20 protein-coding genes and 1 other annotated feature are annotated in these 20,884 nt (G+C 40.8%); of the genes, 17 read left to right on the top strand and 3 right to left on the bottom strand.

Translation table 11 applies throughout. The annotated features are described in order from the left end of the window. Window positions 1-41 precede the first annotated feature (41 nt). The 5 genes from ftsZ (at window position 42) to HCJ30_RS10760 (ending at window position 3,698) form a co-directional block, all read left to right on the top strand. Complete coding sequence (gene ftsZ, locus HCJ30_RS10780) at window positions 42-1,214, top strand: cell division protein FtsZ (RefSeq protein WP_008948343.1); 1,173 nt, start codon at window positions 42-44, stop codon at window positions 1,212-1,214. Window positions 1,215-1,332: 118 nt separating this feature from the next. Beyond that, window positions 1,333-2,022 (top strand): YggS family pyridoxal phosphate-dependent enzyme, encoded by a 690-nt coding sequence (locus HCJ30_RS10775; protein WP_185392151.1) that lies wholly within the window; start codon window positions 1,333-1,335, stop codon window positions 2,020-2,022. Window positions 2,023-2,025: 3 nt separating this feature from the next. After that, on the top strand, window positions 2,026-2,484 hold the full coding sequence (locus tag HCJ30_RS10770) for a cell division protein SepF (protein ID WP_185392150.1): 459 nt from the start codon (window positions 2,026-2,028) through the stop codon (window positions 2,482-2,484). Between the two features lie 22 nt (window positions 2,485-2,506). Continuing rightward, window positions 2,507-2,797 carry a YggT family protein gene (locus HCJ30_RS10765; RefSeq protein WP_185392149.1) on the top strand — a complete coding sequence of 97 codons (291 nt, stop codon included), beginning with the start codon at window positions 2,507-2,509 and terminating at the stop codon, window positions 2,795-2,797. Between the two features lie 124 nt (window positions 2,798-2,921). Then, on the top strand, window positions 2,922-3,698 hold the full coding sequence (locus tag HCJ30_RS10760) for a YlmH family RNA-binding protein (protein ID WP_185392248.1): 777 nt from the start codon (window positions 2,922-2,924) through the stop codon (window positions 3,696-3,698). Between the two features lie 34 nt (window positions 3,699-3,732). Here the strand turns inward: HCJ30_RS10760 and nadA are convergent, their stop codons facing one another. The 3 genes from nadA to nadB are packed head-to-tail and all read right to left on the bottom strand — an operon-like array spanning window position 3,733 to window position 7,126. Then, window positions 3,733-4,833 carry a quinolinate synthase NadA gene (gene nadA, locus HCJ30_RS10755; protein ID WP_185392148.1) on the bottom strand — a complete coding sequence of 367 codons (1,101 nt, stop codon included), beginning with the start codon at window positions 4,831-4,833 and terminating at the stop codon, window positions 3,733-3,735. Then, window positions 4,830-5,675, bottom strand: coding sequence for a carboxylating nicotinate-nucleotide diphosphorylase (gene nadC / locus HCJ30_RS10750; RefSeq protein ID WP_185392147.1), 846 nt, complete (start codon window positions 5,673-5,675; stop codon window positions 4,830-4,832). The genes nadA and nadC overlap by 4 nt, the downstream gene beginning before the upstream one ends. Further along, complete coding sequence (gene nadB / locus HCJ30_RS10745; protein ID WP_185392146.1) at window positions 5,672-7,126, bottom strand: L-aspartate oxidase; 1,455 nt, start codon at window positions 7,124-7,126, stop codon at window positions 5,672-5,674. Before nadB ends, nadC begins: the two co-directional genes overlap by 4 nt. A gap of 130 nt (window positions 7,127-7,256) precedes the next feature. Here nadB and HCJ30_RS10740 point away from each other — a divergent pair, with 130 nt between their 5' ends. The 12 genes from HCJ30_RS10740 to HCJ30_RS10685 all read left to right on the top strand — a co-directional run bounded on the left by HCJ30_RS10740 (window position 7,257) and on the right by HCJ30_RS10685 (window position 20,778). Beyond that, window positions 7,257-8,363: a cysteine desulfurase family protein gene (locus HCJ30_RS10740; RefSeq protein WP_185392145.1), complete on the top strand. Its 1,107-nt coding sequence runs from the start codon at window positions 7,257-7,259 to the stop codon at window positions 8,361-8,363. Window positions 8,364-8,367: 4 nt separating this feature from the next. Further along, entirely contained in the window at window positions 8,368-8,889 is a 522-nt protein-coding gene (locus tag HCJ30_RS10735; protein WP_185392144.1) for a transcription repressor NadR, read from the top strand. Window positions 8,890-8,983: 94 nt separating this feature from the next. Next, window positions 8,984-9,508 carry a septum site-determining protein DivIVA gene (gene divIVA / locus HCJ30_RS10730; RefSeq protein WP_185392143.1) on the top strand — a complete coding sequence of 175 codons (525 nt, stop codon included), beginning with the start codon at window positions 8,984-8,986 and terminating at the stop codon, window positions 9,506-9,508. Beyond that, window positions 9,505-9,738, top strand: a binding site (T-box leader). (Overlaps the previous gene by 4 nt.) 51 nt (window positions 9,739-9,789) lie before the next feature. Beyond that, the gene (gene ileS, locus HCJ30_RS10725) at window positions 9,790-12,555 is read left to right on the top strand and encodes an isoleucine--tRNA ligase (RefSeq protein ID WP_185392142.1); all 2,766 of its coding nucleotides are present in this window, start codon (window positions 9,790-9,792) and stop codon (window positions 12,553-12,555) included. 111 nt (window positions 12,556-12,666) lie between these two features. Beyond that, window positions 12,667-13,656 carry a diaminopimelate epimerase gene (dapF, locus tag HCJ30_RS10720; RefSeq protein ID WP_185392141.1) on the top strand — a complete coding sequence of 330 codons (990 nt, stop codon included), beginning with the start codon at window positions 12,667-12,669 and terminating at the stop codon, window positions 13,654-13,656. A 13-nt stretch (window positions 13,657-13,669) separates the two neighbouring features. Beyond that, window positions 13,670-14,365 carry a phosphatase PAP2 family protein gene (locus tag HCJ30_RS10715; protein WP_185392140.1) on the top strand — a complete coding sequence of 232 codons (696 nt, stop codon included), beginning with the start codon at window positions 13,670-13,672 and terminating at the stop codon, window positions 14,363-14,365. Between the two features lie 286 nt (window positions 14,366-14,651). Beyond that, on the top strand, window positions 14,652-14,852 hold the full coding sequence (cspB, locus tag HCJ30_RS10710) for a cold-shock protein CspB (RefSeq protein WP_003723180.1): 201 nt from the start codon (window positions 14,652-14,654) through the stop codon (window positions 14,850-14,852). 232 nt (window positions 14,853-15,084) lie between these two features. Beyond that, on the top strand, window positions 15,085-16,782 hold the full coding sequence (gene alsS / locus HCJ30_RS10705) for an acetolactate synthase AlsS (protein WP_185392139.1): 1,698 nt from the start codon (window positions 15,085-15,087) through the stop codon (window positions 16,780-16,782). A 117-nt stretch (window positions 16,783-16,899) separates the two neighbouring features. After that, on the top strand, window positions 16,900-17,895 hold the full coding sequence (locus HCJ30_RS10700; RefSeq protein ID WP_185392138.1) for an aldo/keto reductase: 996 nt from the start codon (window positions 16,900-16,902) through the stop codon (window positions 17,893-17,895). A 112-nt stretch (window positions 17,896-18,007) separates the two neighbouring features. After that, the gene (deoR, locus tag HCJ30_RS10695) at window positions 18,008-18,955 is read left to right on the top strand and encodes a DNA-binding transcriptional repressor DeoR (protein ID WP_185392137.1); all 948 of its coding nucleotides are present in this window, start codon (window positions 18,008-18,010) and stop codon (window positions 18,953-18,955) included. A 61-nt stretch (window positions 18,956-19,016) separates the two neighbouring features. Further along, the gene (deoC, locus tag HCJ30_RS10690) at window positions 19,017-19,688 is read left to right on the top strand and encodes a deoxyribose-phosphate aldolase (protein WP_185392136.1); all 672 of its coding nucleotides are present in this window, start codon (window positions 19,017-19,019) and stop codon (window positions 19,686-19,688) included. Between the two features lie 79 nt (window positions 19,689-19,767). Next, the gene (locus HCJ30_RS10685; RefSeq protein WP_185392135.1) at window positions 19,768-20,778 is read left to right on the top strand and encodes a substrate-binding domain-containing protein; all 1,011 of its coding nucleotides are present in this window, start codon (window positions 19,768-19,770) and stop codon (window positions 20,776-20,778) included. Window positions 20,779-20,884 lie beyond the last annotated feature (106 nt).

Genomic DNA, 20,884 nt, shown 5'->3' with positions numbered 1-20,884 from the left:
GAAAATCGTATCGTATAAATCGGCAAATAGGAGGCAATAATATGTTAGAATTTGACACTAGTTCAGAAAGTTTGGCAACAATTAAAGTAATCGGTGTTGGCGGCGGCGGTAATAACGCTGTAAACCGCATGATTGAGCATGGTGTTCAAGGGGTAGAATTTATCTCCGTTAATACAGACGCTCAAGCACTTAATTTAGCAAAAGCAGAAACAAAATTACAAATCGGTACAAAATTAACGCGTGGTTTAGGCGCGGGTGCTGTACCTGAAATTGGTAAAAAAGCAGCAGAAGAAAGCCGCGAACAAATTGAAGAAGCTTTAAAAGGTTCTGATATGGTATTCGTAACTGCTGGAATGGGCGGCGGAACTGGAACTGGAGCTGCACCTGTTATCGCTCAAATCGCAAAAGAAATGGGCGCGTTAACAGTAGGTGTTGTCACACGACCATTTGGTTTTGAAGGACCAAAACGTACAAAACAAGCCCTAGCTGGATCCGAAGCAATGAAAGAAGCAGTCGACACGTTAATCGTGATTCCTAATGACCGTTTACTTCAAATTGTTGATAAAAATACACCGATGCTTGAAGCTTTCCGTGAAGCAGATAATGTTTTACGTCAAGGTGTACAAGGGATTTCTGATTTGATTGCCGTTCCTGGTTTAATTAACTTAGACTTTGCCGATGTAAAAACTATTATGACTAATCGTGGTTCTGCCCTTATGGGAATCGGTATCGCAACTGGTGAAAACCGTGCTGCCGAAGCTGCGAAAAAAGCCATTTCTTCTCCACTTCTTGAAACTTCCGTTGATGGAGCAAAAGGTGTCCTAATGAATATCACAGGTGGATCTAACCTTAGCCTTTATGAAGTACAAGAAGCAGCAGAAATCGTATCTAGCGCATCTGACGAAGATGTAAATATGATTTTCGGTTCTGTTATTAATGACGAATTACAAGATGAATTAATTGTTACTGTTATCGCAACAGGTTTTGACGAAGAAAAGCAAGCGCAACAAGCACAAGCGAATCGTCGTCCAAATCAATCCATTCAAGTAAATCGTCCTAACTATGCAGTACAAGACGAACAACAAAATGATTATGCACAAAACGCGCCACAACAAGCAAATGCACCAGTTCATGAACAACAAGCTGAACCACAACAAAATAGTTCAGACGTTGATGTACCAGCATTCATCCGTAACCGTAATCGTCGCGGATAATACTTATAACACAAATTCACCCGGCCACTTTTGAAACTTTGCCAAGTGACCGGGTATCTGATTATAACAAGAAGTGTTTTAAATGAAGCGCTTCGGGAATTATATAAGGTGATAAATAATGACAAAACAAGCTAATTTAGAAAAAGTAACGGCACAAATCGAGCAAGCTTGTGAAGAAAGTCATCGCGAGCCGAAAGATGTAACATTAGTAGCTGTTACAAAAACGATTGATGTAGCTGGGATCACAGAGCTCTATGATTTAGGTATTCGCCACTTTGGTGAAAATCGTGCTGATGTTTTTCTCGAAAAGACAGTAGCACTTGCAGATAAAGAGGACATTTGTTGGCATTACATTGGTTCTTTGCAAACCCGTAAAGTAAAAGATGTATTACCGAAAATCGATTATTTGCATTCGCTTGATCGATCATCGCTTGCAAAGGAAATCGAAAAGCGTGCTACGAAACCAGTTAAATGTTTTCTACAAGTAAATATTTCTGGTGAAGAAAGCAAGCATGGTTTTTCAAAAGAAGAGGCGCTATCTTTTTTACAAGAGGCGGATTTTACGTTCATTGAGATTGTTGGTTTAATGACAATGGCACCAATTACAAATAGCGACATAGAGCTGCATCACGTATTTCATGAGTTAAAGCAATTGCAGCAAGAAATTCATGCGCTTCAGTTAAAAAATATTCCATGTACAGCGTTATCTATGGGGATGACAAATGACTACGGAATTGCCATTACAGAAGGTGCGACATTTATACGAGTAGGAAGAGCTTTGGTGAGTGACGATAATATGGAGGTGTAACAAATGGGACTATCGAATAAATTTAAGTCATTCTTTTTCTTAGATGAAGAGGAAGAATATTATGAAGAAGAAGTAGCGAGGGAACCTGAACCTATGCAAAAGAAAACGAAAAAAGAAAGACCTAATAAAAACCGTTTTTATGCTGTTGAAGAAGATGATGCGAAGGTGGTTAGTATGCAGGGAGCTCAGTTTTCTAGTCGTATGGTACTTGCGGAACCGCGTGTATATGCAGAAGCCCAAGAACTAGCGGATTACTTAAAAGAATACAAATCTGTTGTTGTAAACTTGCAACGTATTAGCCATGATCAAGCGACACGTATTGTCGATTTCTTGAGTGGTACAGTTTATGCATTGGGTGGAGATATTCAACGCGTTGGCAATAATATTTTCTTATGTACTCCAGACAATGTGGAAGTGGATGGCTCTATTTCCGAAATGCTCGATGAACAAAACTTTATGTAATGAAATAGAGGTGTGAGCTAGATTGCAAAGTATTTTATATCAAGTGGTGGAGGTCATCTTATTTATTATTAGATGGTTGCCAACACTCATGTTTATTTATTTCTTGATGAGCTGGTTTCCAGGTGCAAGAGAATCCAAAATTGGCCAATTGCTAGCACGCATTTTTGAACCGATTTTAGAGCCTTTTAGAAGGATTATTCCGCCGATTGGTATGTTTGATATTTCGTCCCTTGTGGCTTATTTCATTTTCCAATATGCGATGAGAGTTTTAACAGGTTTAATTCAAGTGTACGTTATTCCAATGTTATTTTAAAAAGCGCACCCGTTTTCAAATGGGTGCCTTTTTTTCATAGTTAAGCAAGATTAGCCTAGTAGCAGCTGTTTTCGTGGTATAATAACGCTAAAGACTTGGCACGGATTGAAAGGGAGAAATTATGATGGATGGAATTTATCAGCATTTTCGCGCAGAAGAATACGCATTTATTGATAAGATTTTAGGGATTACGATGCAAGTGGAAAATGAATATACGCCGCAGTTGACGGATTTCTTGGACCCGAGGCAGCGTTTTATTACGGAAACGGTGATTGGCGGTTATGAGCAAATTAATGTCCAGTTTTTTGGTGGGGTAGAGCACGCGGAACGTCGCCGTGCACTAATTTATCCGGATTATTATACGCCAACAGAAGCTGATTTTGAGATTGCGTTGTTCCATATTCGCTATCCGGTGAAATTTACGACACTCACGCATCAAAAAATTCTTGGAACATTGATGTCGCTTGGTATGAAACGCGATATTTTTGGCGACATTTTAAACAATGATACAGAGTGGCAGCTGTTAGTCGAAAGTTCCATGAAGGACTATTTAACGTTGCAGCTTGAAAAAATTGGTAAAGTGAATGTAATGTTAGAAGAGACGGATTTGGCTAATGCAGTCTATGCGCCAGTTATTTGGGAGGAAATGGGGTTAACCGTTTCTAGTATGCGACTGGATGTAATTATTAGTAACGCGCACCATATTTCCCGGCAAAAAGCGAAACAGTTAGTCGTTGCGGGACTTGTTAAAGTAAACTGGAAAACCGTCGAGAATCCGGATTTTGAATGTGAGGAAGAGGATGTATTATCTGCACGCGGGTATGGTCGTGTGAAAGTATTATCGACAGGTGGAAGAACGAAAAAAGATAAAATCCGTATCGAAATAGGTTATTTAAAATGAAAAACGAAAGCAATCGCTGCTTTCGTTTTTTTTGTTAGCTTAATTGGAGCATTCTTTCCAAAGCTTTTAAAGCGAATTTGGTTGTCTGTTCATCGACTTTGATTTGATTTCTTTGCTCGCCGTTTTGAATGGCCTCTAGCGTCCAGAGCAAATGGGGCAAATCGATACGGTTCATCGTCATACACGGACACATAAATGGATTGAGCGAAACGATTTTTTTATCAGGATTTTCTTGGATAATACGATCGACTAGATTCGCTTCCGTCCCAACGGCCCATTCCGTTCCCGGCGCAGCATTACTTATTTCCGTCACAATTTTTTTCGTTGACCCCGAATCGTCTGCCAAAGAAACCACTTCATGCGTGCATTCGGGGTGGACAATAATTCGCATGTTCGGATGATTTTTACGGATATTTTCGATATTTTTAACGGTAAAATGTTGGTGGACAGAGCAGTAGCCTTTCCAAAGAATGACTTTACAATCGGCCAAATGACCATCATATTCTAGTTCGTTTTTTATGGGGTTCCAAATCGCCATTTGTTCGAGCGGGATGCCGAGTTCGAAGGCGGTGTTTCGGCCTAAATGTTGGTCGGGTAGGAAGAAAATACGCTCTTTTTGTTCGAGTGCCCATGAGACAATTTTGGTTGCGTTGCTAGATGTAACAGTTGTACCACCGTGTTCGCCAACGAAAGATTTAATCGCGGCTGTCGAATTAATATACGTAACAGGCAAAATCGTGTCACCGAAAAGTGTTTGCAATTTAGGCCAAGCGTTTGTTAATTGGTGAATGTCCGCCATGTCTGCCATCGAACAACCAGCGCGCATATCTGGTAATGTAACAATTTGCTCATTGGTCGTAAGCATATCCGCCGTCTCCGCCATAAAATGAACCCCGCAGAAAACGATGTGTTTCGCTTTTTTATTACTGGCAGCCATTTGCGCTAATTGTAACGAATCACCAATCGCATCCGCAAAGGGAACAACCTCGTCTTTTTGATAATGGTGACAGGGAATAAAAAGATCGTCGCCGAGTTGGGCTTTAATTTCCGCAACACGAGCAATCATTTCAGTTTGCGTCATACTTTTATAATGGGCTGGCATGGTATCTTGTTCCACCGTTTCCAGTAAGTTCATGCTTTTATTCCTCCTTCGCTATTAAAACTGATATCGAGTGCGCGAACTGAATGTGTTAGGGAGCCTAAAGAAATATAATTCGCGCCAGAACCTTGATAACTATGGATATTTTCCAAAGTAATATTACCGGAAATTTCCGTAGTTATATGTGCTGGAACTAGCTTAACAAGTTGTGCAACTTCTTCGGGTGTACGATTATCCAGCATGATAATATCGGCGCCAGCTTGGACCGCTTCTTTCACTTGAGATTCGTTTTCCGTTTCGACTTCAATTTTTACCATATGTCCTAGTTTCTCGCGGACGGTAGTTACGGCTTCGGTAATGCCACCAGAGAAGGCGATGTGGTTATCTTTTAGCATAACGCCATCGTATAGACCGTTACGATGATTAAAGCCGCCACCGGTCTGTACGGCATATTTATCGAAGGCGCGCAGACCGGGCGCAGTTTTTCGCGTATCACAAATCCGAATGGTCGAATCATCTAACTGTTTTACGGTAAGATTCGTCTGACTCGCAATGCCACTCATCCGTTGCATTAAATTTAAAATGACTCGCTCGCCGGAAAGCAGTGTGCGAACGGGAGCTGTCACTGTCGCAATGATATCTCCTTTTATGATGGAATCTCCATCTTTTTTATACGCTTCAAATCGCGCATCGCCACCAAGAATCTCATACACTTTTGGCGGGATAGAAATACCACAAAGAATACCGCTCTCCTTCGCTAGAAAAACGCCTTTTCCAATCGTGTCACTAGCAAAAATCGTATCTGCGCTTAAATCATATTGACCAATATCTTCTAGTAAAAATGCCTGGATTGCTTGATTCATAAGTATTGAGTTCATTTTGTTACTCCTTTTAAAATTCGATGTGCGCCGAGGCTTTCGGTTCGTTTAAGTGCGCTTTCGGCGATTAATTTTGCGGTAATAATCATATGGCTAAGCTCGGCAGTTTCTCGGGTATGGTTGGCGTAATCAAAATCAGCCAGCCAGTGAAGAAATGCAGTGATTTTCTCTGGTTTTCTCGTAATCCCAAGTGTCTCCCAAATTTTCTCTTGAAGGAGTTGCTTATTGGGTAGATGAGGTGTTTTGGTTGAGCTGGCGCGCGGGATTGGTGGATAATTTTGGGGATTAGGCTTCTGTGTATGAATGTACTCAGCTACTTTTTCGCCAAAGACAAGGGTTTCGAGAAGGGAGTTGCTCGCGAGTCGATTTGCGCCGTGTACACCAGCATTCGCTACTTCGCCAATTGCATATAGGCCAGTAACATTCGTTTTTCCGTGAAGGTCAGTACGAATGCCACCCATCAAAAAATGTGTGCCGGGATGAACCGGAATGCGCTTTGTTTCGCGAAACGGTACTTGGTGCGCATCTAAATTGGCAGTGATTGCCGGGAAACGTTTTTCGAAATGAGCAACCTCCGTTATATCAAGAAAGATTGCATTTCCACGTTCGATTTCTTCAAACAATGTCGCCGCAACAATATCACGTGGCGCAAGATCCGCCAGAGGGTGAACGCCAATCATTACAGCCGAACCATCCGCGCGAACAATCCTAGCTCTTTCCCCGCGAACCGCCTCAGAAATAAGCCCATGACAACGCCCATTTAAAAAAAGCAAAGTTGGGTGAAACTGAATAAATTCCATATCAGTCAGTTTGGCGCCCGCTCGGTAAGCTAGCGCCAGCCCGTCGCCAGAAATCGTCGCCGCATTCGTCGTAACGGGAAAAAGTTGCCCAAGTCCGCCGCTTGCTAAAATAATATGTTCGCCGTAATACGTATGTAGCTGATTTTCTTTATCTAAACAATGAATACCTATGGCTACTTCGTTATGTTTGATAATCTCGGTGGCCATTTGTCCCTCTTGCCATTGAACGTTCGTCAACTGGGCTTGCAAAAATGTAGTTAGATATTTGCCAGTTTGATCGCCGCCAGTATGTAAAATTCTCGGCAAACGGTGAGCGCCTTCTAACCCAAGCGAAAATTCGCCATCTTTTTTATCAAATGTCATGCCTTCATCAATCAGTTTTTGTATAACAATTGGACCACAAGTAACGAGTTGGTTTACTGCGAGAACTTTATTATGAAAACAACCCGCTTGAAATGTATCGCTAAAATGTTTTTTCGGTGTATCGTTTTTTGACACTGCAGCTGCGACACCACCTTGAGCAAGCATAGAATTACTTTCTTCTTTATAGCCTTTTGTGATTATCGTCACATCATAGTCCGGCATTAATCTGAGGGCAGCCATACAACCAGATATGCCGCTCCCAACAATAATAACTCGTTCTTTTGTCATCATTTCCACCTCTTGCATAGTAGGTTCGATTAATTGTATACTTCTTAATGAATATACAGTTGTCTTGTCATCTATAATCACACAAAACAAAACTAATTTCAAGTATAAAATTCTAGGGGAGCGATAAGAAATGATTTACTTTGACCATGCAGCTACAACGAAAATGAGTGAGGCGGCTTTACAAGTTTTTATGAATGCATCAAGAGAGTTCTTCGCTAATTCGGAAAGTTTACACGATGCCGGGACGAAAGCAGCAGCCCTTTTAGAAAAATGTCGGGGAAGTTTTGCGGATATGTTACATGTTCCAAGCCGAGGAATTATATTTACGAGTGGCGGGACGGAAAGTAATCAAATCGCGATTCAAACGCTACTACATACGAGTGAAAAAAAAGAGGTGCTCGTTAGTCCGCTAGAACACGCCTCCGTTTGGCAACAGTTGGAAGCGCTCGAGCAAGCGGGAGAATGCCATGTAAAACAATTGCCAGTCGATTCTTTTGGGCAAGTGCAACCAGCTAGTCTACAGGAAATGATTTCTGCTGAAACCGGGCTAATTATCATCCAACATGTTAATTCTGAAATTGGGACTATTCAACCAATCAAAGAATTAGCGCATATTGCCAAACAAGCGGGAATTTATTTTCATACCGATATCGTGCAGTCCTTTGGTAAAATCCCGTTAGAATTAAGCGATGTAACCAGTTTTAGCATTTCCTCGCATAAAATTTACGGACCAAAAGGGGCGGGTTTGCTATTTATGAAACCTGATTTTCCGCTGCAAGCTGCTTTGCCGGACGTCCATCATGAATTTGGCTTTAGACCAGGCACGGTAAATGTTCCAGCAATTGCTGCCTTTACGACAGCTGCCTATGATATAATGGAAAATAGAGAAAAAGAAGCAAGGCGGATTGCGACGCTTAAAGCAGCCATTTGTGAAACATTAACAGAACGAGTCAAGGTAGAAGGCGGGCAAAATACATCGCCGTTTATTCTTGGTCTGACGCTTCCAAATATGCAAGGGCAAGAAGCATTGCTCACATTAAACGAAGCAGATATCCAAATTTCGACAACGAGCGCCTGCAGTTTGCGCGACCCAGCTCCATCCAAAACATTAATGGCAACTGGAAAAACGGAAGAAGAAGCAAACCGATTTATCCGATTGTCCTTTGGGAAAGAAAATGAATTAAGCGATAGTATTATTTTGAAAGAAGAAATCGACAAACTACTACGAAAAAGGTGAGAAGATGAAAAAGATATTAGGTGATACGCGCAGGCAACTGATTTTAAAATGGTTAAAAGAAGCCGAAGCGCCCATTTCAGGGAATCAACTTGCGAGTAAAACGAATGTTAGCCGCCAAGTAATCGTGCAAGATATTTCGCTCCTAAAAGCTGGCAACGAGCCGATTATGGCTACCCCGCAAGGTTACATTTACGCGAAAGAAACAGGCTATACTGGAGAACGCCGCGTGATTGCCGTCAAACATACGAAAGAACAAGCTGCCGATGAACTAAATATTCTGGTGGACCACGGTGTATCGATTATTGACGTGATTGTCGATCATCCGATTTACGGCGAAATTACCGCATCGCTACATTTGAAAAGTCGTTTTGATGTTGAAAAATTTGTCAAAAAAGTGCAGACAACTGGAGCAACCATGCTGTCAGGACTAACGGACGGAACGCATTTGCACACCATTGAAGCAGATACAAAAGAACAATTAGAACTCGCAATTGCGGCCTTAGATAAAGCTGGATTTTTAATCTAATCATTTTTCAATATAAATTCTAGGAAAAAGCAAGTAACTATGGTAAAATGTATGTTAGGTATTTATAAACAATAGTCGTATGGAGGTGCTAGATATGCCATTATCGCCGCTGGATATACATAACAAAGAGTTTACCCGTGGTTTTAGAGGTTATGACGAAGACGAAGTAAATGACTTCCTCGATCAAATCATTAAAGATTATGAACAAGTTATTAAAGAGAAAAAGCGTATTGAGGACACTTTAGATAATAGTGAAGAACGTTTAGCTCATTTTACTAACATTGAAGAAACGTTAAACAAATCATTAATCGTGGCACAAACAGCTGCCGAAGAAGTGAAAGCTTCCGCTGAAAAAGAAGCAAAACTTATTGTCCGTGAAGCAGAAAAAAATGCTGACCGAATTTTAAGCGATTCTCTTTCTAAAGCACGTAAAATCGCGATTGAAATTGAAGACTTAAAACGCCAATCCAAAGTATTCCGCGAGCGTTTACGTATGTTAGTAGAAGCGCAAATGGATTTAATTAAAAGCGAAGATTGGCAACAAATGATGGCTTACGATGTAGATGCGACAGAACTTGCATCTATCAAAGAAGTAGAATCTCAATCAGAAGAAAGTTAAAAACGATTATTAGAGACAAGTACATTTTTTAGATCAAGGATATGAAGCGAGTTGGCGAATGGTGCGAGGCCAGCTATCCTCTAGAAAATCGAAATCACTCTTTAGTTCTAACCCGAAAAAGCAGCCGCTTGAGTAAGTGTTAGCGCAAGCCAGCGTTATGGCACTAATGAAGTGGGCAAGCAGTTAGAATGCATGTCAACAAGGGTGGTACCGCGAATCTCGTCCCTTTTTGGGAGAGATTTTTTTGCGTTTAAAAATAAAGTTTTAAAGGAGAAGAAAACATGGAATATAAAGATACGTTATTAATGCCAAAGACAGACTTTCCAATGCGTGGGAATTTACCAAACAAAGAACCAGAATGGCAAGCAAAATGGGAAGAAGAAAAGCTATACGAAAAAATTCAAGAAAAAAATGCTGGACGCCCGACGTACATTTTGCATGACGGACCTCCTTATGCAAACGGCGAGCTTCACATGGGGCACGCGCTAAATAAAACAATTAAAGATATTATCGTTCGCTATAAATCAATGGCTGGATTCAGTTCTCCGTATGTTCCGGGTTGGGACACACACGGACTGCCAATCGAAACAGCTATCGCTAAAAAAGGTGTTAAACGCAAAGAAATGTCTATCGCTGAATTCCGCAAACTTTGTGCTGAATACGCGATGACACAAGTAGACGGTCAACGCGCAGGTTTCAAACGCCTTGGTATTAACGGTGACTGGGAAAATCCTTATATCACGCTTTTACCAGAATACGAAGCAGAGCAAATCAAGGTTTTCGGCGAAATGGCGAAAAAAGGCTATATCTACAAAGGGAAAAAGCCGGTTTATTGGTCTCCTTCAAGTGAATCTGCCCTTGCAGAAGCAGAAATCGAATACCAGGATAAAACATCTGCTTCGATTTTCGTAGCTTTCAAAGTAACAGACGGAAAAGGCGTACTAGACGAAGGCACTAATATCGTTATTTGGACAACGACTCCTTGGACAATTCCAGCGAACATGGGGATTACGGTTAACCCTGATTTAGATTATGTCGTAATCGAATCTGCTGGTGAAAAATATGTCGTAGCAGAAGCGCTTTTACCAAGCTTACGTGAAAAATTAGGTTTTGAAGATGCGACGGTTGTTAAAACGGTTCGTGGTTCTGAACTTGACCGCGTTGTAACGAAACACCCACTTTATGACCGTGATTCTTTAGTGATGAACGGTGAGCACGCTACTGCAGAAGCTGGTACTGGTGCAGTTCATACGGCTCCTGGACACGGGGAAGATGACTTTTTAATCGGGAAAAAATACGATTTAGAAATTCTAGCTCCTTTAGATGATCGTGGTGTCTTTACAGAAGAAGCACCGGGATTTGAAGGCGTGTTTTATGATACAGCGAACAAAATGGTAACGGAAAAATTAGAAGAAGTGGGCGCATTACTGAAACTAGAATTCATCACGCACTCTTATCCACATGATTGGCGTACGAAAAAACCAGTTATTTTCCGTGCAACAGCGCAGTGGTTTGCTTCGATTGACGCATTCCGTGATGATTTACTCGCAGCGGTTAAAGGTGTTAACTGGACTCCTGCTTGGGGTGAAACACGTCTATTCAATATGGTTCGCGACCGCGGCGACTGGGTTATTTCTCGTCAACGTGCATGGGGCGTTCCGCTACCGATTTTCTATGCGGAAAATGGGGAAGCAATCATTACAGATGAAACGATCAGCCATATTTCTGAACTATTCCGTGAGCATGGCTCGAATGTTTGGTTTGAACGTGATGTGAAAGATTTATTACCTGCTGGCTTCACACATCCGGGTAGCCCAAATGGCGAATTTACAAAAGAAACGGATATTATGGATGTTTGGTTTGATTCTGGTTCTAGTCATCAAGCAGTGCTGAATGCTCGCCCTGAATTAAGTCGTCCAGCTGATTTGTATATGGAAGGCTCTGACCAATACCGTGGTTGGTTTAACTCGTCGTTAACAACTGCTGTAGCTATCACTGGCGAAGCACCTTATCGTAACGTGCTAAGTCATGGTTTCGCACTAGATGGCGAAGGTCGCAAAATGAGTAAATCGCTTGGAAACACGCTTCTTCCAGGCAAAGTAATTAAACAACTTGGTGCGGATATCGTTCGCCTTTGGGTTGCTTCTGTAGATTATCAAGCCGACGTTCGCGTTAGTGATGACATCTTAAAACAAGTATCCGAAGTATATCGTAAAATCCGTAACACAATGCGTTTCTTACTAGGAAATATCAATGATTTCCAACCAACTGTAAATGCAGTTTCTTATGAAAATTTACGCGAAGTAGACAAATACATGCTAATCAAATTAAATGATTTAGTGAAAAATGTGAAAGATAGTTATGAAGCTTTCGAATTCTCTACAATTTATCACCAAATCAACAATTTCTGTACAGTAGAATTAAGCCAATTTTATATGGATTTTGCCAAAGATGTTGTCTACATTGAAGCAGCTGACAGTCATGACCGTCGCGCGATGCAAACAGTCTTTTATGAAGCAGTTGTTACATTGACAAAATTACTTGCGCCAATTTTACCGCATACGACAGAAGAAGTTTGGAATAGCTTGATTGGTGAAGGCGTTGAAAGCATTCATTTACAAGACTTGCCAGACGTGAAAGTATTAGCTGGTAGCGAAGAAATTACAGCGAAATGGGACGCGTTCATGCAAATTCGCGATAACGTCCAAAAAGCATTAGAATTTGCTCGTAACGAAAAATTAATCGGTAAATCAATGCTTGCAAAAGTAACATTATACGTGGACGGCGAAGCGAAAACATTGTTTGATTCCTTAGAAGGTGATTTCGCGCAACTATTTATCGTCTCTGATTTTGAACTAGTTGAAGGTTTAGAAAATGCACCAGAATCTGCCTTCAAGTCGAACCAAGTAGCTGTTCAAATTACGGTTGCAGAAGGCGAAACTTGCGAACGTTGCCGCGTTGTGAAAAAAGATGTTGGCGTAGATCCGAAACATCCAACTTTATGCGGCCGCTGTGCTGACATTGTTGTAAACCACTACGAAGCATAATGCGCGCTTGGGGAAAATCCTAGTAAGTTAAAAAGGAGGTTCCCCAAGCTTTTTTATTTTAAGATGTGGTATTATAGACGTAATTCCAATTAAAGGAGGTTGCTTGAAGTCATGGCAACAATTCACTTTACAAAAGTACATGGTTCGCAAAATGATTTTTTTATAGTTGATGAAGAAGAAAATCAGATAACTGCTTGGTCTGACGCGAAACGTGCTGATTTTGCAATTAAACTGTGTGATAGAAACCATTCGCTTGGTGGAGCAGACGGCATTTTATATGTCACAAAAAGTAAACAAGTAGGACCAATCGGCCGAATGCGAGTCGTTAATTCCGATGGCTCGGTTGCTTCCATGTGTGGGAATGGCCTAAGAACGGTAGCCCGCTATTTACTTGAAAAAAACGGCTTATCTGAAGCAGAAGTGGAAACGATGAAAGCGACACTGGATGTCAAAAAAGCAACTTCACTTGGTTTTGATATTCCAACCTACCAAGTCGAAATTTCCCCGGTTAAATTTAACCCAGAAAGTTTACCGATGCATGTAGGCGTAGAAAAATTATTTAATCAAGTTGTTCCTGAACTGGACGCAGAACTAGCTTTTTCAGCTGTTTCTGTTCCCAATCCACATTTGATTACATTTGTCGATCAAGCTGTGTTAGATTCCGATAAACAAGAAAAATTAGCGAGTTATTTAAATAGCGAAAACCCGTATTTCCCGGATGGTGTCAATGTTAGTTTTGTGAAACGTTTGCGCGATGATGCTATTTATGTGCGAACATTTGAACGTGGCGTGGGCTTCACGAATGCTTGTGGAACTGCGATGTCAGCATGCAGCTTGATTAAAAAAATGTTAGATAATGATACGTTCGAAACACCGCTGAATGTGTATAATGATGGCGGAAGAGTTCAAGTTACCGCGAAAAAAGACGAAGCTGGCGAAATTTCTTTACAGCTAATCGGCAATGCTACTTTTGTTAGTAATGGTTCTGTGAGCTATGAAAACGACGTAGTTACTGAACTAAGCAATGAAGCGACAGGAGAGCAAGCGAAGTATCAAGAGCTTGTTAAAGAAGTAAAACAATTTCTAAAAACAACCGAATGAAAAGGAGTTAACCATGAATACAAATCGAAAAAAAGCAACACCGTTATTCGTTATTGGCGGATTTTGCCTTATTTTATTTATTACTATCGCATCAGCAATCGCAACAGAAAGCAATTGGGTAGCCCGTTTTGACCTAAGTTGGATTGAAAAAATCCGTAGCGGAATTCAACCGGATAAAACATCCATCGTCAAATTAGTAACTAACCTAGGTAGTGCTGAAACAACCATTATCTTAACCATTGTAGTCGTACTTATTTTATTCTTTTTACGAAAATTTGTTGTCGGTCTTTGGTTCGGTGGTACGATGCTCGTTTGTGGCGTTGTTTTAAACCTTGTATTGAAAAGCTTGGTTGCTCGTACGCGCCCAGCTAGCATTAATTGGTTAGTGAGCGAGTCTGGCTTTAGTTTCCCAAGTGGACATGCGACTGCTACAGCTGTTTTCTATGGCCTTGCAGCAATGTTCTTAATTTTCACTGTGCCAAAAATGTGGCAAAAAATCGTTATCGGAATCATCGGTTATGGTTTCATCTTGTTCGTGATGTATACACGTGTTTATCTTGGTGTGCATTTCCCGACAGATGTGCTTGGCGGATTTTTCCTAGGTACAGCATCTGTTCTAATCTCGCTAGGCGTTTATTTCCTAGTTCGTAAACCGTTACATAACTTACTTGTGAAATGGCGTATTAAAGATAAAAGTATTATTGATTAATAAGAAAACCCTGTTATAAGAATTAGCTTATAGCAGGGTTTTTCAGATAGTAAACTGAATAATCTATTTTGTAACCGTGCGACTTTTTTGCTTGATTTATTTGTTCGTTGGCGTTAATATATAAGTGTTGACGGAACTAAATTTATGTATTAGCAAGGATATTGAATAGATGAGTATTTTTGCTAATATGTGAATTTTGTAATTGAAAAAATGCTTAGCTTGTTGTTAACATCTTTTTCGTTAGTAAAAGAAACATATTAAGAAAATTTTTGGAGGTTTGTGAAATATGCAAACAGGTACAGTTAAATGGTTTAACAGTGAAAAAGGCTTCGGTTTCATCGAAGTAGAAGGCGGAGATGATGTATTCGTACACTTCAGCGCTATCGAAGGTGAAGGATTCAAAACTTTAGACGAAGGTCAAAGCGTTGAATTTGAAATCGTTGAAGGTCAACGTGGCCCACAAGCAGAAAAAGTTACTAAACTTTAATCTGTTCTCGTTAAACTAATGAAAACACACAGCGTACTTCTTAGGGAGAAGTTATGCTGTGTGTTTTTTATTATCTTTTGTATAACAGTTTTTATTTAATTATATAACAGTTTTCGAGTCGCTAACCTTGCAATAATTCTTTTGAGTAGTATAATAATTCTTGTAAATGAGGTTTTATATAAATCTGTACTATTAAAATATAAATAATTTATATAACAAAAGGATGATAGAAATGGCAAAGCTTGAAAAAGAACAAGAAAAAGTAGTTGTAAAAGGAAAATCAGGTGCAGACTTAGTTGTAGATAGTTTAATTAATCAAGGGGTTACCCATGTTTTCGGTATTCCTGGGGCAAAAATCGATAAAGTTTTTGATGTGATGGAAGAACGTGGGCCGGAATTAATCGTCAGCCGACACGAACAAAATGCGGCATTTATGGCTGCGGCTATCGGGCGTCTAACTGGAAAACCGGGAGTTGTGCTTGTAACTAGTGGGCCAGGCGCATCCAATCTTGCAACAGGGCTTGTAACCGCGACAGCAGAAGGAGATCCGGTTGTTGCGATTGCCGGAAACGTCACACGGCAAGATCGTCTAAAAAGAACTCATCAATCAATGGATAACGCAGCACTTTTTCGCCCGATTACAAAATATAGCGAAGAAGTCGTGCACGCCGAAAGTATCCCGGAAGCGATCACCAATGCATTTCGCTCCGCAGCTGAACCGAATCAAGGTGCCGCTTTTATCAGTTTGCCACAAGACATCGTGAATGAACCAAATGTCCCAGTAAAAGCGATTCGCCCACTTGCGAAACCAGAAAACGGCCCAGCTTCCAAAGAACAAGTGGCTAAACTAGTTGCCCGTTTGAAAAAAGCGAAATTGCCTGTATTACTATTAGGTATGCGTGCATCAAGTCCGGAAGTAACTGGTGCGATTCGCCGTTTACTTCAAAAAACAAGCATTCCTGTTGTGGAAACTTTCCAAGCAGCTGGTGTCATTTCGCGCGACTTAGAAGATAACTTCTTTGGGCGTGTAGGCTTGTTCCGCAACCAACCAGGAGATATTTTGCTCAATAAAGCTGATTTAGTTATTACGGTAGGTTATGATCCAATTGAATACGATCCAAAAGCTTGGAATGCTTCCGGAGATAGAACGATTGTCCATTTAGACGACATTCGTGCTGATATTGATCATTATTACCAACCGGTAACGGAATTAGTCGGCAACATCGCGCTTACTTTAGACCGTGTCAATGCGAAATTCAGCGGTTTGGAATTAGCGGATAAAGAGTTAGAAACATTAAAAGAACTTCACGCTCAATTGGAAGAACGAGATGTTCCGCCAGAAAGTGATGAAACAAACCGTGTGCATCCGCTGTCAGTCATTCAAACACTGCGTTCAGCGATAGATGACAACGTAACTGTAACCGTTGATGTTGGCTCGCATTACATTTGGATGGCGCGTCATTTCCGTTCCTATGAACCACGCCGCCTGCTTTTCAGTAACGGTATGCAAACGCTTGGTGTGGCGCTTCCTTGGGGAATTGCAGCGACACTCGTACATCCCGGTGAAAAAGTGGTTTCGATTTCTGGGGACGGTGGCTTCCTATTTTCAGCGATGGAATTAGAAACAGCAGTCCGCTTGCGTGCGCCACTCGTTCACCTTGTGTGGAATGACGGCAGCTATGATATGGTCGCTTTCCAACAAAAAATGAAATACGGCAAAGAAGCAGCCGTTCGTTTTGGTGATGTCGATATCGTCAAATTTGCCGAAAGCTTTGGCGCAAAAGGACTTCGCGTAACGAATCCGGCAGAACTTGCGGATGTGTTGAAAGAAGCGCTAGAAACAGAAGGGCCAGTCGTGGTTGATATTCCGATTGATTATCGTGATAACATCAAACTCGGCGAAACTTTACTACCGGACCAATTTTATTAATAAAAGAAAAATCTCTCGGAACGCTCCGGGGGATTTTTTTATAGTTAAAGGTTGACTTGGAGTGAACTTCAAGGTTTATGCTGTAGTAGTACTAGAAATTAACTAGGAGGGTTTTAGATGGAATATGTTAAATTTGGCAACACTGGCATGGATGTTTCGAAAATTTGTTTAGGAACAATGGGCTTCGGTGATAAAGATAAATGGATTCATAAATGGGTTTTGGACGAAGCAAACAGTCGCCCTATCATAAAAAAAGCACTCGATTTAGGCATAAATTTCTTTGATACGGCGAATATTTATTCCTACGGCGAAAGTGAAAAAATCGTCGGACGTGCGCTAAAAGACTACGCCAACCGCGATGATATTGTGTTAGCAACCAAAGTGCAACAAACCATGCGCCCAGATCGTCCCAATAGTGGCGGTTTATCAAGAAAAACCATTTTAAGTGAAATCGACCATAGTTTAAAACGACTAGAAACGGATTATGTAGATTTATATATCATTCACCGTTTTGATGAAAATACACCAATTGAAGAAACGATGGAAGCTTTGCATGATGTTGTTAAGTCCGGAAAAGCGCGCTATATCGGTGCCAGTGCCATGTACGCCTGGCAGTTCCAAAAAGCACAACGCGTCGCAGAAAGAAATGGTTGGACAAAATTCGTCTCCATGCAAAATCATTACAACATGATTTACCGGGAAGAAGAACGAGAAATGATTCCGTTTTGTCGCGATGAAAAAATAGCGATTACGCCATATAGTCCACTAGCATCAGGTCGGTTAACACGTGATTTGAATGAAACAACGAATCGTTCCGAAATGGACCCAGTTCAAAAATCTAAATACGATGACATGATGAATACGGATAAAGGCATTATTGAACGTGTAGCTGAACTTGCAGAAACACACCAAGTATCTCGAGATAAAATTGCCTTAGCATGGTTATTAAACAAAGATGAAATTACTTCACCAATCATCGGTGCGCAAAAAGAAAGTCACCTAGAAAGCGCGGTAGAGGCGCTAAATATTAAACTAACCACTTCGGAAGTTAACTATCTAGAAGAACTATACATCCCGCACCCAGTAGTTGGAGCACTGCCTACAACTAAATAATCATATCAGAGCATGTGTTAGTAATTTTAGCTAACGCATGCTTTTTTTATCTTCCCTCTCGAACTATCCCCGTTCTTACGTTATACTAAAAAGAAAACGATGGAGGGATGAAATGGATAGACAAAAAGAACAGCTCAGCATTGAGGTGGCGAGACTTTATTATCAATCGGATCTCGGCCAGCAAGAAATCGCCACGCGTCTAGGTGTTTCCAGACCGACCGTTTCCAGATTGCTCCAAAACGCGAAAACAAAAGGATACGTCAAAATCGAAGTCCAAGATCCATTTTCTAATCTTACAGAACTGGCCGTCGCTTTAAAAGAAAAGTACCAACTAAAAAACGTCACCGTTGCTTTCAGTCAAACAAATGATTATAGCGAAATAACCAAGCAAATCAGCCAAAGTGCTGCAGAATATTTAGACGAGATTATCCATGATGGCGATATTCTTGGTGTGAGTTGGGGAACCACGATGTACAAAATCGCCCAAAAACTAGCCCCACTAAAAGCAGAAATAAAAGTCGTCCAACTTAAAGGCGGCGTGAGTCATTCTGATGTCAATACGTATGCTGCTGAAACGTTAGCATTATTCGGTGCTGCCTATGATACGGCCCCAGTTTCACTGCCACTTCCCGTGGTCCTTGATAATCCACTCGCTAAACAAATGGTAGAAGCAGATCGCCATATAAAAAATATCATCGAACTTGGTAAAAAAGCCAATATCGCTATTTTTACCGTAGGAACTGTGCGTGATGAAGCCCTGCTTTTCCGCCTAGGCTATTTTTCTGATGAAGAAAAGGCGCGCTTAAAAGAAAAAGCAGTCGGCGATATTTGCTCACGATTTTTCACAATTGACGGAGAAATTGCTGACGAAAAAATGGACGAACGAACCATCGGCATCAATTTGCAAGCGTTAAAACAAAAAGAAACAGCTATCCTTGTCGCAGGTGGCGAACGAAAAATAAAAGCGATTCATGGCGCGCTTCGTGGCGGTTATGCCAATCATTTTATCACCGACCAATTTACCGCAAAACAGCTGCTTGAACAAAATTTCATCAATTAGTTTACAAATGTTCTTGGGTGCGATATGATGAAACCAAATACAATTTAAAGGAGTTTTTAAAATGACACTTGCTAAAATGATCGATCATACTGCTTTAAAACCAGACACAACGAAAGAACAAATTTTAACACTAACAAAAGAAGCAAGAGAATACGGCTTTGCATCCGTATGTGTGAACCCAACTTGGGTAAAACTATCCGCTGAACAACTTGCTGGAGCAGAATCCGTAGTATGTACTGTTATCGGTTTCCCACTTGGAGCAAATACCCCAGAAGTAAAAGCATTTGAAGTGAAAGATGCCATCCAAAATGGCGCGAAAGAAGTCGACATGGTTATTAATATCGGCGCACTTAAAGACAAAGACGATGAATTAGTAGAACGCGATATCCGCGCTGTTGTCGATGCTGCCAAAGGAAAAGCCTTAGTAAAAGTAATTATCGAAACTTGCCTACTAACGGATGAAGAAAAAGTTCGCGCATGCGAAATCGCTGTAAAAGCAGGAACAGACTTCGTTAAAACATCTACAGGATTCTCCACAGGTGGTGCAACTGCCGAAGATATCGCCTTAATGCGTAAAACAGTTGGACCAAACATCGGCGTAAAAGCATCTGGTGGCGTTCGGACGAAAGAAGACGTAGAAAAAATGATCGAAGCAGGCGCAACTCGTATTGGCGCAAGTGCAGGCGTTGCAATTGTTTCCGGCGAAAAACCAGCTAAACCTGATAATTACTAATTTTGAATGAAACCCCTTTATTATTATTCTCAAATGTGGCAAAATAAGGAGAATAGATAATCTGACTGGGGGAGTTTAAATGGCTGCAACCATCCGCGAAATAGCTGAAAAGACAGGCGTTTCAATTACGACGATTTCTCAAATTTTGAATGGTAAAGGGGAACGATTTAGCGACTTAACTCGTGAAAAAGTCCTAAAAACAGCAAAAGAGATGTCTTATAAACCAAACTTTTTCGCCAAAAATATGATTGTTAGTCACACGAACACCATCGGAATGATTGTCCCGGAAGTAACCGATCCGTTTTTCTCGCAAATGGTTAAAGGGGCGGAAGATTACTTAAATAAAGAAGGTTACATGATTATGCTCTGTAACTCTTCCAACGATAAAGAACGAGAAGATTTATATGTAGAAGAATTATTGCACCGGGCTGTCGATGGCTTAATTATCGCCAGCCCTAATATTCTGCTTTCAGGCGTTATCAAACGTATGGAAGAGAAGCGTTCTCCGTATATTTTACTTGATCGTCAGCGGAATCCAAGGCAAGAAGGAAATATCGCAATTGATGATTTCAAAGGCGGCTATATGGCGACGGAGCATTTAATTGAGCTAGGTCATACGAACATCGGAATCATTATTTCAGATACATCTTTTTACAACGTACATGAGCGCTATGAAGGCTACTTGGCGTGTATGAAAGATTATCAACTTCCGGTGAAAGATAGCTGGATTGTCAGTGGGGACCAAACGATGAATGGTGGTTATATCGCCACGCAAAAATTACTCCAAGAAAACTTGAGTGCCATTTTTGCTACCAATGATTTAATGGCGATGGGAACATATCGTGCGGCGCTAGAAAAAAATCTGCGCATCCCTCATGATCTTAGTGTTATCGGCTTTGATGATATTGAACTGGCTGAATATATGACCCCGCCACTTACAACCATTCGCCAACCAATCTATGGTATCGGCGAAATTGCCGCAGAACTATTACTAAAAAATTTGCAAAATCCAACCGAAAAATTAGAGAACCGACTACTCGATATTTCTTTAATCAATCGCAGTAGTACAAAAAGTATTGACAACAAGTGAACGAGTACGATATAGTGAGCATGTTAAGCACATGTTCTTGTTTAGTAAAACGGTTTACTTAAAAAGTGTAACCGTTCTCAATAAAGGTACATAAAATGCTAAAGTG

It is taken from the genome of Listeria cossartiae subsp. cossartiae (genome assembly GCF_014224155.1).
Classification (GTDB): domain Bacteria; phylum Bacillota; class Bacilli; order Lactobacillales; family Listeriaceae; genus Listeria; species Listeria cossartiae.
This window is presented reverse-complemented; position numbering and strand designations above follow the sequence as displayed.

What these genes read in the sequence shown, in the direction of transcription:
- ftsZ (WP_008948343.1), top strand. Translation starts at nt 42, where the DNA reads ATGTTAGAATTTGACACTAGTTCAGAAAGTTTGGCAACAATTAAAGTA.
- HCJ30_RS10775 (WP_185392151.1), top strand. Translation starts at nt 1,333, where the DNA reads ATGACAAAACAAGCTAATTTAGAAAAAGTAACGGCACAAATCGAGCAA.
- HCJ30_RS10770 (WP_185392150.1), top strand. Translation starts at nt 2,026, where the DNA reads ATGGGACTATCGAATAAATTTAAGTCATTCTTTTTCTTAGATGAAGAG.
- HCJ30_RS10760 (WP_185392248.1), top strand. Translation starts at nt 2,922, where the DNA reads ATGGATGGAATTTATCAGCATTTTCGCGCAGAAGAATACGCATTTATT.
- nadA (WP_185392148.1), bottom strand. Translation starts at nt 4,833, where the DNA reads ATGAACTTACTGGAAACGGTGGAACAAGATACCATGCCAGCCCATTAT.
- nadC (WP_185392147.1), bottom strand. Translation starts at nt 5,675, where the DNA reads ATGAACTCAATACTTATGAATCAAGCAATCCAGGCATTTTTACTAGAA.
- nadB (WP_185392146.1), bottom strand. Translation starts at nt 7,126, where the DNA reads ATGACAAAAGAACGAGTTATTATTGTTGGGAGCGGCATATCTGGTTGT.
- HCJ30_RS10740 (WP_185392145.1), top strand. Translation starts at nt 7,257, where the DNA reads ATGATTTACTTTGACCATGCAGCTACAACGAAAATGAGTGAGGCGGCT.
- HCJ30_RS10735 (WP_185392144.1), top strand. Translation starts at nt 8,368, where the DNA reads ATGAAAAAGATATTAGGTGATACGCGCAGGCAACTGATTTTAAAATGG.
- divIVA (WP_185392143.1), top strand. Translation starts at nt 8,984, where the DNA reads ATGCCATTATCGCCGCTGGATATACATAACAAAGAGTTTACCCGTGGT.
- ileS (WP_185392142.1), top strand. Translation starts at nt 9,790, where the DNA reads ATGGAATATAAAGATACGTTATTAATGCCAAAGACAGACTTTCCAATG.
- dapF (WP_185392141.1), top strand. Translation starts at nt 12,667, where the DNA reads ATGGCAACAATTCACTTTACAAAAGTACATGGTTCGCAAAATGATTTT.
- HCJ30_RS10715 (WP_185392140.1), top strand. Translation starts at nt 13,670, where the DNA reads ATGAATACAAATCGAAAAAAAGCAACACCGTTATTCGTTATTGGCGGA.
- cspB (WP_003723180.1), top strand. Translation starts at nt 14,652, where the DNA reads ATGCAAACAGGTACAGTTAAATGGTTTAACAGTGAAAAAGGCTTCGGT.
- alsS (WP_185392139.1), top strand. Translation starts at nt 15,085, where the DNA reads ATGGCAAAGCTTGAAAAAGAACAAGAAAAAGTAGTTGTAAAAGGAAAA.
- HCJ30_RS10700 (WP_185392138.1), top strand. Translation starts at nt 16,900, where the DNA reads ATGGAATATGTTAAATTTGGCAACACTGGCATGGATGTTTCGAAAATT.
- deoR (WP_185392137.1), top strand. Translation starts at nt 18,008, where the DNA reads ATGGATAGACAAAAAGAACAGCTCAGCATTGAGGTGGCGAGACTTTAT.
- deoC (WP_185392136.1), top strand. Translation starts at nt 19,017, where the DNA reads ATGACACTTGCTAAAATGATCGATCATACTGCTTTAAAACCAGACACA.
- HCJ30_RS10685 (WP_185392135.1), top strand. Translation starts at nt 19,768, where the DNA reads ATGGCTGCAACCATCCGCGAAATAGCTGAAAAGACAGGCGTTTCAATT.